The organism is Cesiribacter sp. SM1, assembly GCF_020178975.1.
In the GTDB taxonomy this organism is placed as follows: Bacteria; Bacteroidota; Bacteroidia; order Cytophagales; family Cyclobacteriaceae; genus Cesiribacter.
The window spans coordinates 89361-102892 of the sequence record NZ_JAHXBU010000042.1; the positions used below are offsets into that span (position 1 = coordinate 89361).

6 protein-coding genes are annotated in these 13532 nt (G+C 49.2%); 2 read left to right on the plus strand and 4 right to left on the minus strand.

Annotated elements, in window-relative coordinates:
- Positions 1-4: 4 nt before the first annotated feature.
- Complete coding sequence (locus KWJ01_RS06790) at positions 5-3085, minus strand: SusC/RagA family TonB-linked outer membrane protein (RefSeq protein WP_224995674.1); 3081 nt, start codon at positions 3083-3085, stop codon at positions 5-7.
- 312 nt (positions 3086-3397) lie between these two features.
- Between KWJ01_RS06790 and KWJ01_RS06795 the strand changes: the two genes are divergently transcribed.
- Complete coding sequence (locus tag KWJ01_RS06795) at positions 3398-4525, plus strand: sensor histidine kinase (protein ID WP_224995675.1); 1128 nt, start codon at positions 3398-3400, stop codon at positions 4523-4525.
- Complete coding sequence (locus KWJ01_RS06800) at positions 4515-5237, plus strand: LytTR family DNA-binding domain-containing protein (RefSeq protein ID WP_224995676.1); 723 nt, start codon at positions 4515-4517, stop codon at positions 5235-5237. The genes KWJ01_RS06795 and KWJ01_RS06800 overlap by 11 nt, the downstream gene beginning before the upstream one ends.
- Positions 5238-5609: 372 nt before the next feature.
- Here the strand turns inward: KWJ01_RS06800 and KWJ01_RS06805 are convergent, their stop codons facing one another.
- From KWJ01_RS06805 to gltB, 3 genes are all read right to left on the minus strand, one after another.
- Positions 5610-6596, minus strand: a complete 987-nt coding sequence (locus tag KWJ01_RS06805) for an acyl-ACP desaturase (protein WP_224995677.1) — start codon at positions 6594-6596, stop codon at positions 5610-5612.
- Positions 6597-6990: 394 nt separating this feature from the next.
- Entirely contained in the window at positions 6991-8406 is a 1416-nt protein-coding gene (locus KWJ01_RS06810; protein WP_224995678.1) for a glutamate synthase subunit beta, read from the minus strand.
- The gene (gene gltB, locus KWJ01_RS06815) at positions 8406-12899 is read right to left on the minus strand and encodes a glutamate synthase large subunit (RefSeq protein ID WP_224995747.1); all 4494 of its coding nucleotides are present in this window, start codon (positions 12897-12899) and stop codon (positions 8406-8408) included. The genes KWJ01_RS06810 and gltB overlap by 1 nt, the downstream gene beginning before the upstream one ends.
- Positions 12900-13532: the final 633 nt, after the last annotated feature.

The window sequence follows — 13532 nt, forward strand, 5'->3', positions numbered from 1 at the left end:
AAGATTAGAAACTAACTTTCAGGTTAAGTCCGTAGCTCCTGGTAGTAGGCAGGCTAAAAATATCTACCCCCTGCAGGTTATTGCCAGTCGACATGGAAATTTCCGGATCATAGGGTGCTTCGTTGTAAAGGAAGAACAGGTTTCTGGCTACAAATGACAGCTGCAGGTTTTTCACGAAGCCCAGCGTGGCAGGGAACTGGTAGCCTAGGGATAACTCGCGCAGCCGCACATTGGTAGCGCTGTACACATATTCTGCGCTCACGCCATCACGGCCGGCAATGCCTCCGTAGTACCTTTCGGCTGGTATGTTGCCGGCAAAGGGCTCACCGGTTTCTTTTACAATGGCTGGTACCGCTACCCCACCGGCGTTACGGGCTTCTGCCGTAGCCTGCGATACACCGTACTCATCCATTACTGCCTGGGTAAGAGACACAACCTCGCCGCCAACACGCGCATCAATCAAAAAACTAAGATTCAGGCCCTTATACGAGAGATTATTGGTAAAGCCCAGCTGCCATTTTGGGTTAGGATTACCCAGGCGCTCCAGCACCAGTTCTCCGTCTTCATTTGTCTTCTTCAAAGGTGTGCCATCTTCGGCAACAAAGAGGCTGCCGTTGTCGGCCCTGTCGAGTACAAAACCATAGATATCTCCAAATGCACCTCCTACATTCAGTGCATTGGAGTAGCTGGTACTACCCTGTTCGGTAAGGATAACCATATTATCCTCAAGCTCATCGCTCAGCTCCAGCACTTCGTTTTTATTTCTCCAGAAGTTAAGGCCGGCTGACCAGTTTAATCCATCGCCCTTGATTACAGCATAGTTGAGCATAGCCTCTATTCCTTTATTTTGAATATCGCCGGCATTGATATAACGGTAGGAGTACAGGGTGCCGGCACTGGCCCTTATTCGCAGAACCTGGTCGCGGGTGTTAGTTTTGTAGTAGGTAAGGTTAAGCTCCAGCCTGTTGTTGAACAACCCCAGGTCTCCGCCAAATTCAAGAGAGGAGGAGATTTCTGGTTTTAGGTCAGTAAAGGGTGCTTCTGTGTTGAAATCTATGTTTCCGCCAGGGCTGATATAATGCAGCGGGTTGGTAAAATAGAGGGGAGCATCGTTGCCTACACTGGCATAAGAAGCTCTTAGTTTGGCCAGAGAAACAGCGGCTGGCAGGGTAAGCATTTCATCTACAATAAAGGTGGTGCCTATGGATGGATAGAAATAAGAACCGTTTGGTGTAAAGGCAAGTGTTGATGCCCAGTCGTTACGGCCGGTCAGGTCGAGGTATACCATATCCTTATAACCCAATTGTACCGATGCAAAAAGGGCCTGTAGCTGCCTTCTGTTGTTTATTTCTGTAATAGTGCTGCCTGGCTTCAGGTTGGCTAAGGTAAATACATTTGCAAAATGCAGGTCTGCGTTGTAGGAGTCGAAAGTTTCGCCCTGGCTACGGCTGTCGTTAATACTACCGCCCAGGGTGGCAGCAAGTGACAGGTCCCTAAACTGCTGGTTTACATTCAGGAGCAGGTCGCTGTAAAACTGTTGCTGCACCTGCTCCTCGCGGATGTAGCGCCCGTTTTCAGGGGTAATGACTGAGGTGGCGTAGATTTTATGGGTGTAGAGATCTGAAATGCGGTCAACGCTTATCCTTCCCTGCACATTCATCCAGGGCAATATGGTATACTTGAGCGTGGCAGAACCAATTATCCTGCTGCGGTTGTCGTCGTTGGCATTCCTGTTCAGGATCCAGTAAGGATTTTGCTGTGTTGGTTCCAGAAAAGCCCAGTTCTGGCCCATCAGTCTTCTTTCCGGGTTTTCTACCTCAAAATTATCTTCGTACTGCTGAAAATCTACACCACGCGGAAAAAGGTAGAGGCCCGTTAGCGGGTTAAAATAAAATCCGCTGGTAGGCCGGTTATGGGCTTTTTGGGTAAGGTAGTTAATGTTAGCATCAATCTTTAGTCTACTGTCGAACAGCTGGGTAGACTGGCGCAGGGTAAAGTTATGTCGTTTAAAATCACTGGTGGGCACAATGCCTTCTGAATAGGTATTGGCATAGGAAAAGTAAGTCTGGGCATTTTCCGTACCCCCCGTAAATGCAAGTGAGTTGATGAAGGAGCTGCCGGTTCTGAAAAAATCCTGTACATCTACCGTAGGTTCATTGCCGCTTAGGGCTGGTCCCCAGCTGTAGGGCGAGGTGGTATTACGGGTGCCATTGTCATTGAGCGGCTGCCCGTACTGGTTCTGAAACTCCTGCAGCAGGATGGGCTGCTCCATGGTAAGGTTGGAGGAAAAGTCTATTCTTGATGCCCCCATTTTGCCACGTTTGGTCGTGATCACAATTACACCATTGGCTGCCTGGCTGCCGTAGAGTGCTGAGGCCGAAGCTCCCTTCAGCACATTGATACTCTCAATATCATCGGGATTAAGGTTGGCAATACCATCACCACCATCGCGACCAGCCGTGTTACGGTCGCCACCAAAGGCATTCAGAGGTTGCGAGGGGCTGCTGTTGAGCAGGGGAACACCATCGATCACGTAGAGCGGCTGGTTACTGCCAAGCGCTGACCTGTTGCCGCGTATGTTCACTTTTACAGAGCCTCCTACACCGGCAGCACTTCTGTTTATGGTTACGCCGGCAATTTTACCGGAGAGAGCGTTCATCAGGTTTGGGTCTTTAGCCCTGCTCAGCTCCTCTCCTCCTACCCTTTGGGTGGTATAGGTAAGCCCGCGGGTGTCTTTCTCTATACCCAGGGCTGTAACCACCAGCTCTTCCAGCTGGTCTACACTTTCTACCAGGCTAATACTCAGACTGGTGTTGCTGCCTACCGGCACCTCCTCTACATTATACCCTACAAAGGAAAAAACGAGTACCGAAGCAGCATCGGGCACAGCCAGGGAAAAATTGCCATCTACATCAGTAATGGTTCCATTGTTGGTACCTTTTACCAGAACGGTAACACCAGGCAGCGGCTGCCCGGTTTTGTTGTCTAACACTTTACCCCGTACTGCAATCTGAGCGGTGGCTTCTGGCAGGGCCACCAGCCCAATCAGCAAGGCCAGCAAGAAGGTATGTAAAAACTTTTCCATAGGTTGGTGATTGATTTACTAAATCAAATTGCTTTAAATTCTTACATCAATAAAATTTAATACTGCATTTTAGCTGAACAGCAAAATTTTGTAGCTAAACGGCGAAGCGAGACGTTACCAAGAGCCCATCTCACTTCATGCAAACGGTTGAATTACACTGAAATGCTAATAAAGCAATGGTTTGGTTACCTATCCTATTCTGGCTCGGTGGTTTTATGCAGGCAATCGGCTACAGGAGGTGCTTTTAAAATCTTAAGTACTAACTGTATTCTTACATCTTGATTTTATTTATTATATTCATGGAAATCGCCTATGGTTAAGCCAGCTAACATATCACTCAGTCCAGAAGCCACCATTGGAACAGGGGCTGGCAAATGGCAGCCGGGAACGCTCCTGAAGAAGCCCCTCTTCTACCACATCACTTTCTGGGCCTTATATTTTCTGCTGAACATTATGCGCTGGGGAAGCTACTTTGATGATTATGTGTACTCCCTTAAATCGAACCTGGTAGAGTTTCCCATCCACATCCTGCTGGTGTATTTTAACCTCTACTTTTTGCTGCCCCGCTTTCTGCGAACCAACCTGTCCATGTACATCCTCATCCTGTTTACGGCGGTGCTGGCCCTTTCGCTCCTGCGCATTGTGCTTACCTATGAGTTTGTTACCACCGATATCTGGCGGGAATCTACTGTGAAGCAGGAGTCGCTATTTAATCTTAATTACGTGCTGGCGGTGTTTATTGGTGAAATATATGTGGTAGGCCTCACTACGGCCATTAAGCTTGGTTTCGATTGGGTAGAAACCCAAAAGATAAACCGAGAGTTGGAGCGGCAAAACCATGAAACCGAGCTTTCGTTTCTGCGCTCGCAGGTACAGCCCCACTTTTTCTTCAACACCCTTAACAATTTGTACTCGCTCACGCTCGATAAATCTGACCGGGCACCAGATACCGTACTGAAGCTATCGGAGCTGATGAGTCATGTAATTTACAATGGTAACAAGTCCCGCATCGAACTCCTGGAGGAAGTAAAGCATATTCAGAATTACATAGACCTGGAAACCCTGCGTTACGGCGATAAACTTGATGTGGCTTTTGAGGTAGAGGGCGTGCTCGAGGACAAATATGTACCTCCGCTTATTCTTATTCCCTTCATCGAAAACAGCTTTAAGCATGGCATCCAATTGCGCAATGGCTGCATTCCCCTGCGCATCAGGCTGGCGGTTAAGGAGGAACACCTGTTTTTTACCATCTGGAACCTGCGCAACCGTGAGCCCGGTGCAGGAAGTAAAACCGGAATTTTTCACAAAGGCTCCGGCATTGGCATACAGAATACCCGTCGCAGGTTAGAGCTGATCTACGATCACAACTTTGATCTGGAGATCCAGGAATCCGCAGAATCCTTCACTGTTTCACTAAAAGTAAAGCTCGATGAAGTTTAGTTGTCTGATCATTGATGATGAGCCCCTGGCCATCAATGTTATCAAAACACATCTTAGCAAGTTTGACGCCTTTGAGGTGGCCGGCACCTTCGAGAGTGCCATTGATGCCTTCAACTACCTGAAGTCGAACCCGGCGCAGCTGCTGTTTCTGGATATTAACCTGCCCGGACTTAGCGGCATTGATTTTATCAGGAACCTCGACCACCCTCCTGCAGTAATTGTTACCACCGCCTATAGGGAGTATGCAGTAGAAAGCTTTGAGCTTGATGTGATGGATTACCTGGTAAAACCCATTGCCTTTCCCCGCTTTATGAAAGCTATTGACAAAGCAACCAACCTGCTGCAACAGCACGACAAGCCACTTACAGCAGCGCTACAGGCCGAAGCTGATAACTTTATTTTTGTGAGGGCCGATAAAAAGAACGTAAAGGTGCAGCATGCCGACATTCTGTACATCGAAAGCCTGAAGGACTACATCAGGATCAAAACCATCTATGAAGACCTGATCGTGCACCAGAACTTAAGCCAGTTTACCAGCCAACTACCTGCCGATAAGTTTTTGCGGATCCATCGCTCCTTTACCGTTTCATTTGAGAAGATCAGCTCTGTTTCCGGCACTAAGCTATATGTAGGACCCAAGGCACTGCCCATTGGCAGAATTTTTCAGAAAGAGGTAAAAAATACAATACTGAAAAAAGAAAGTGTAGGTTGATACCCACAGGTGCAGACTAAAGGCTATAAAAAAGCAGGCTAATCCAAAGCCTGTGTAAGGGCCTGAATATAGGCCGCAGCCTAAGGGGAAACCCTGTGCCAGCTGCTGTAATTTAACCCAGCAGTCATCAACACTTACCTGTAAAAGAGAGGCTACATAGCACCAAAAAAGTAATAAAACATGAAAAGAAGCTTACTTTCAGAGGCAATTTTTGGCTCTTAGAAGCGCTAAGGCGTGAAAATATGCTGCTGCGGGAAGAAAAGCAGAGGTTATAAGGTAGCGAGAAGCGCACTATCCCTGAATAGAAATAAAAAGGGACATCCCTGGGTTTTAAGCCTGCAGATGTCCCTCTTTTTTTATCAAATTGAAATTTTAATAACGCTTTCCTATCCAGCTGAACTCGTAGTCAAGTTCGGGTAGTTTCATTCTGTCGGCAATGCGTTTCAGGCGATCGGGCAGGGCCATCAGGTAATCCCTTGCCTTCTCTCCTTTGTCGTTCAAATCCCCCAGGTGCTCTATCTCCCATCCTTTTATCAGCTTTGAGAGAATCTGAATGTAATCATGGGTGGTGTATACCCCCAGCCGCTGGGCAGCATTCGAGAAATGCTCAAACGTACTGCCTATCTGTCCGCCTGTTTCCCGCAGTAAATGAGCCGGCATCACAATTTTCTTCTTCATCATATCTGCAAAGGCCAGCATCATTTCATTAGGGTCTACCTCAAAAATCTTCTTTACAAAAGACTGATAAGCACGGGCGTGGCGCATCTCATCCCCGGCAATGATGGCGCAGATTCTTGCCAGTTCGGCATTATCTGCTTGCTTGGCCAGGGCTGCTACCCTGCCATGCGACATATTGGTGGCCAGCTCCTGAAAGCTGGTGTAAATAAAACTGCGGTAAGGATCGCCTGCTGTCTGCAGATCAAAACCATCGGCAATCAGGTACTGGGTAGAAACCTCCACCTCCCGCATGTTTACCCTGCCCGATAGATAAAGATAACGGTTCAGCAAGTCTCCATGCCGGTTCTCTTCTGCCGACCACTTTCTCACCCACTCCTTCCAGGAGCTTTCTTTTTCCTGCTGAATACCTTCAATGGACATCAGCCAGGCTTCGTAAGTAGGCAGAGCCTCCTCAGTAACAGTGTCACCAATGAGTACTGCCCAAAAATCATAAGGCAGCTCCCTGGCACTCTCCTGCAGCTGCTTTACTTTGTCGAAGAAATCATGCTGGGTAGAATCAGGCAATAAATCTGCTGGTTGCCAGCTCTTTTCAACTGACTTAAGAAACTTTTCAATTCCCTCCTCCACAAAACCCTCCAGGTGTCGCATCACCTCTAATCTGCTATAGGCTAGTTTTATCATTCGTGTTAAAAATACAATTAGATCCTGCTTAAGAAACTTAAGACTCAGAATAAGGTTTTGACAGCTGTTTTTTCTGTTCCAAACGCAAGCAAAGTACTCCGGTAATCGCTCACCTGCTTAGCCTTAACTTATGAATGTACGAAATTAAAAACAACAAGCGCTATCAACAGGCTAACTTTCTTGCTATAGGGAGATCACTGCCTGCCGTTTGCTGCTGAAGGTACTCCAACATACACGTTTGGCTGCCATTTTTACTACAAAAGACCTGGCCAGTCTGGAGGAACGAAAGCTTGAACAGCTGAAATATCCGGCCTATAGTGCAAAGCAATAAAAAAGCCCGTAACTATTAGCTACAGGCTTTTTGTTGGTTGGTTTAGGTTGTAATTGAGAGTCTCTATTCCTGGCTAAGCAGGTATTTATCTATAGCAGCAGCGGCATTACGTCCATCGGCAATGGCCCATACCACCAGTGACTGTCCCCTGAAGGCATCGCCCGCAGAGAATATACCATCAATGTTAGTCTGCCAGTCATTCAGGGCAAAGTTGCCGCGCTTGTCAAGTTCAAATGTATAATCCGACATGAAAGCATCATGCGCAGGGCGCTCATAACCAATGGCAATAAAGGCAAGATCGCAGGGCAGTATTTTTTCGCTTTCAGCCTTAATGCTGTATTCCTTAGGGCTTTTCCACTCCAGTTCCACCACCTTCAGGCCGGTAACCTTGCCACTTTCGTCGGCAATAAACTCTTTCGTTAGCCAGCCCCAGCTGCGTTCACAGCCCTCCTCATGCGAGCTTGACGAGGAGTACGTCATGGGCCACTCAGGCCATGGGTTATCCAGGCTGCGCTCCAGCGATGGCATTGGGCGGTACTGCAGCTGTGTGATAGATTTAGCAAACTGCCGGTTGGCAGTGCCCACACAGTCGGAGCCGGTATCGCCGCCGCCAATCACCAGCACATGCTTGTCGCGGGCATCGATATCAACGTCTGCAGGAATACTTTCGCCGGCAACCTTACGATTTTGAAGCGCAAGGTACTCCATGGCAAAATGAACCCCCTTAAACTCGGTACCGGGAATTGAAAGGGCCCTTGGCTTTGTAGAACCAATGCAGAGCAACACAGCATCGTAATCTGCATTGAGCTGCTCCAGGCTAACATCTTTGCCTATTTCAATGCCATAGCGAAACTCCACGCCCTCCTCTTCCATAATGGCAAGGCGGCGGTCTATGGTGTATTTTTCAAGCTTGAAATCAGGGATGCCGTACCGCAGCAGGCCACCGGCCTTATCATCGCGTTCGAACACCACTACCCTGTGGCCAGCCTGGTTAAGCTGTGCTGCAGCAGCCAGACCTGCAGGGCCTGAACCTACTACTGCCACGGCAAAACCAGATCTGCTTTTTGGTGGCTGTGGTTTTACAAGACCCAGTTCAAAGGCTTTCTCGGCAATTGATTTTTCAATATGCTCAATCGTAACCGCAGGCTTGTTAATAGACAACACACAGCTCGACTCGCAGGGAGCCGGGCAGATACGACCGGTAAATTCCGGGAAATTGTTCGTACTGAAAAGCACCTTGGCCGCACGCTCCCACTCACCCTCATACACGGCATCGTTAAAGTCCGGAATCAGGTTGCCCAGCGGGCAACCCTGGTGACAGAAAGGAACGCCGCAGTCCATACAGCGGGCTGCCTGCTCCTGTGTTTTATCTTCAGGAAAATCCTGGTATATCTCTTTTGAATCTTTTATTCTTTCCTTCGGGTCGCGTACCAGTGGCAGCTCCCGGTCATATAGTAGGAAACCATCTGCTTTTCCCATCAGGCAACAATTTTTAACGCTTGAGAATCTTTTGTTTGAAGCACCTGCTTCAGGTCGTGTGGCATTACCTTACGGAAATGGCGCTGATGCTCTGCCCAGGCCTGCAGCAATTCTTTTGCTACAAAACTTCCTGTATAATTGAAGTGCTCCTGCAGCTTCTGTTCAATCCAGGCCAGGTCATCACACTCCGGCTGCTCTATGCCTACCATATCCAGGTTACACAGCTCGTTAAAGCGGTTCTCCGGATCGTACACATAGGCCATGCCACCACTCATACCTGCAGCAAAGTTTTTGCCCACACTGCCCAGTACCAGCACTTTACCGCCGGTCATGTATTCGCAGCCGTGGTCGCCAATACCTTCTACCACTGCCTCTGCACCCGAGTTACGCACGCAGAAGCGCTCGCCGGCCATGCCATTGATGTACACACTGCCGGAGGTAGCACCGTAGAGGGCCACGTTACCGCAAATAATGTGCTCATGGGCAGCATAGCGGCTTTCGCGGAAAGGCTGCAGGATAAGCCTGCCGCCGGAAAGGCCTTTGCCCATATAGTCGTTGGTTTCACCCACCAGGCGGAAGCTGATACCCGGCGCCAGGAAGGCACCAAAGCTCTGACCGGCAGAACCATTGAAAGTAGCATTGAAGCTCTCTTCTTTCAATCCTTCCTTACCGTAGGTTTTGGAAATCTCAAAAGAAAGCATGGCGCCTACGGAACGGTCAATGTTAATGATCGGGTACTCCAGCATATCGGTTTTACCCCGGCGGAAGTCACGGATCAGCTGGCGGTCCAATACCGCTTCGATCTCATGATCCTGTACAAGCTGCTGGTAAGCACCCAGACCATCGCGAACAGGCTCCTGGAACAGCATCGGGAACAGGTTTAGCTTCTGAAGCTTCCAGTGGTCCAGCTGGCGTGCCTTGAGCACGTGCGACTGGCCTACCATTTCGTTGATGGTACGGAAGCCCAGCTGTGCCATAATTTCGCGCAGCTCCTGTGCCATAAAGGTGAAGAAGTTCACCAGGTGATCGGGATTACCCGTAAAGAGCTTGCGCAGCTCAGGGTTTTGGGTGGCAATACCAACCGGACAGGTATTCAGGTGGCACTTGCGCATCATAATACAGCCTTCTACAATGAGTGCAGCTGTACTTACCCCCCACTCTTCGGCACCCAGCAGGGTAGCAACCGCAATGTCGTAGCCCGTCATGAGCTTACCATCTGTTTGCAGCACCACGCGGCTGCGCAGTTTATTTTTCAGCAGGGTCTGGTGCGCTTCTGCAAGGCCCATTTCCCAGGGTAAACCTGCATGGCGAATAGAGCTAAGCGGGCTTGCCCCGGTACCACCATCGGCACCTGATATCAGAATGGCATCTGCCTTGGCCTTTGCCACACCAGCTGCAATGGTACCTACGCCAGCTTCTGCCACCAGCTTCACATTGATGCGGGCTGTTGGGTTAGCATTCTTCAGGTCAAAGATCAGCTGTTTCAGGTCTTCGATCGAGTAAATATCGTGGTGCGGTGGCGGCGAAATAAGGCCAACACCCGGGGTGGAGTGACGCACGCGGGCAATCCATCCATCCACTTTATGGCCGGGCAGCTGTCCGCCTTCGCCAGGCTTGGCACCCTGTGCTACTTTAATCTGCAGCTCATCGGCATTGGCCAGGTAATGGCTGGTTACACCAAAACGGCCGGAGGCTACCTGCTTAATGGCAGAGCGCTCTGAATCGCCGTTAGGGCGTGGCAGGTAACGGTTCTCGTCTTCCCCACCCTCACCGCTGTTGCTCTTTCCGCCAATGCGGTTCATGGCTATGGCCAGGGTACTGTGCGCCTCATGCGAGATAGACCCGAAAGACATGGCTCCTGTTGCAAAGCGCTTCAGGATATTCTCTACAGGCTCCACCTCATCCAGCGGCACCGGCTGCTGCTCACGGAACTCCAGCAGGCTGCGCAGGGTAACTGCTGCATCCAGTTGCTGTGCCCTTACTGTTTTAGAATATTCTCTATAAAGATTGTAGTCGTTAAGGCTGGTAGATTTCTGCAGGTAGTGAATAACCTGCGGTTGCAGCAGGTGCGCTTCACTGTTTCTGCGCCAGGCATAAAAACCACCCATCGCCAGCAGATCATCTTCAGATTTGAAAGCTGCTGCATGCCTGATCAGACACTCTTTCTCCAGCTCCTCGAAACCAAGACCGCCAAGGCGGCTGATGGTGCCCCGGAAACATTTCTCCATTACCTCTTCGCCAAAACCAACGCACTCAAAGATCTGGGCGCTCTGGTAAGACTGCAGGGTGCTGATACCCATTTTTGACATGATCTTCAGCAAACCATTGCCAATAGCCTCTATGTATTTTGTCAGGTGGCGCGATACCGGCAGTTCGCTGCCCAGTTTACCCTGTTCATGGAGCAAAGTAATGGTATCGTACACCAGGTAAGGATATACAGCACTGGCGCCATAGCCAATGATGGTAGCAAAATGATGGGTTTCCCAGGCATCGCCTGCCTCAACCACCAGACCTGTATTGGTTCTGATGCGCTTTTCGATCAGGTGATGGTGTACGGCTCCAATAGCCAGCAGCGAGGGTATGGCTACCCTGTCTTCGCCAACCTGGCGGTTAGAGATGATCATGATCTTGGCACCCTTGTTGACGGCTGCTACTGCTTCGGCACAGATACGGTTCAGGGCCTTCAGCAAACCACCTTCCACGCCAGCTTCAAAGGTTGCATCCAGGTAGTGGTGCGGATAGCCTTCTTTTTCCAGGTGCAGCAGCTTGTAAAAGTCTTCGTGGCTTAGTACAGGCTGCGAAAGGTGTATCTGGCGGGTATGCTCAGGTGTTTCGTCCAGGATGTTCAGTGATCCGCCAAGGCGGGTGAACAGGGACATTACCAGGCGCTCGCGGATAGAGTCGATCGGCGGGTTACTTACCTGGGCAAAGTACTGCTTGAAATAGTTAGATACATGCTGGCTTTGCTTCGAGAGCACGGCAAGCGGAGCATCGGCGCCCATACTGCCCACTGGCTCTTTGCCTGTTGCAGCCATAGGCTTTATGATCATCTTCAGGTCTTCTTCGGTATAGCCAAATGCTTTCTGCTTCTGCCGCAGGGCTGCAGGCTGCACGGGCTCCAGGGGTACCTGCGGATCGGGCCGCAGGCGCAGCTTCAGACGCTGCTGCTTGATCCACTCGAAGTAAGGCTTATCGCTGCATACACGCTCTTTTATTTCCTCATCTTCAATAATGCGGCCTTCGGTAAGGTCGGCCAGCAGCATTTTACCCGGCTGCAGGCGGCCCCGCTTCACCACGGTGGCCGGATCTACGGTAAGGGCACCTGTTTCAGAAGCCATAATGAGCTGTCCCTGATCGGTAATGCAGTAACGCACCGGGCGCAGGCCATTGCGGTCGAGGGTGGCACCTACCTGCTTACCATCGGTAAAGAACAGGGCTGCAGGTCCATCCCAGGGCTCCATCAGGGCTGCATGGTATTTATAGAATGCTTTACGCACCGGGTCCATCTGGCGGTTATCCTGCCAGGCCTCCGGCACCATCATCATCATTACGTGCGTAAGTGGCCTGCCGGCAAGGGTCAGCAACTCTACCATCGAGTCGAGGTTGGCAGAGTCGGAGTTATCGGGCAGGGTAATCGGAAGCAGCCACTGCAGCTCCTCGTCGCTGAAGAGCGGCGATTTCAGGCTGGCTTCCTTGGATTTCATTTTATTCAGGTTACCCCTGATGGTATTGATCTCGCCATTGTGGGCAATAAAACGGAATGGCTGTGCAAGCCGCCACTTAGGGAAAGTGTTGGTAGAAAAGCGGGAGTGCACAACAGCCAGGGCAGATGTAAAAGCCGGGTTGCGGAGGTCGTCGTAATAGGCCTCCAGCTGATCGGTTTTCAGCTGACCTTTGTATATGATGGTTCTGCTTGAGAAGCTTGCTATATAATAAGAATCTGCCTCTGCGTAGAGTGATCTGGAAACCTCCTGAGTGGAAAGCTTGCGTAATACATAGAGCTTACGCTCTAGTTCGTCACCCACCAGCTTTTTATCAGCAGGTCTTACAAAAACCTGTTCAATATGTGGTTCTACGGCCCTTGCCTCATGTCCGGGCACCTGGTCATCAACCGGTACAAGGCGGTAAGCAAGCAGTTCAAAACCAAGCTTACCAATGCACATATTTAAAATTCGACGGCACCTTTCACGCAGCTCGGCATTTTTCGGGAAGAAAACCATGCCAACGCCATAGCTACCTGCTTCGGGCAGGGTAACAGAAGCTTTCTGTAACGCTTCAATAAAAAAATTGTGTGGCAGCTGCACCAAAATGCCTGCACCATCACCCGTATTGGGGTCACTGCCTGTAGCACCACGATGCTCCATGTTTTTAAGCATGGTTAGCGCATCACGCACCACGGCATGGGTTTTATCGCTGTTTAAGTTTACAACACAACCCACCCCACAGGAATCGTGTTCCAGTTCAGGTGTGTAGAGTCCTTTCAGTTCTTGCATCATTGTTCCAAAATGAGCTTTAAATATAATATCAGGCGGCAATAGATTCATTAACTTACAACCAATTTTTCAAAAAATAAAGAAATATTATTTTGAACAAATCAGATGTAACAGATTTTTATACCGAAAAATGGCTTTATTTACGAATTAAAACGTTTGCACTGGTAACTTACTGATTTTAATAATTTCCTGTTATTTAGCAGGAGAATTTCCAGCATCAGCTGCTTTTGCCTGGGTAAGGGGCTGTTCAACGCTTTAAATCTATGGTTGTTTCATGCTGTGCAACACCATTTCTTGAGAAATAATTTACTAAAACAAGATTTCTATCCTTATTTCTCAAAGTTCATCAACAGTCATTAACAATCTATCAATAAACAGTATAGATTATTGAATAAGTTACCGATTGCAGCGAATGCGCTCAGTAATTTATAATACCTCACAAGACTGTATGCTTAGATAGCGCAGGTACAAAAGAAATATTGCCTTTCCGGTTAAACAAGCAATATTTTGTACTTCTGGTTCATCTGCCGGCAAAATTTTCCCCGATTCCGGCAAGATCACATTATCAGGCAACTAATTTCTCCTTTGCGCCCACGCCAAGTATATCAATATCTTTGTACCTTGTACCTAATA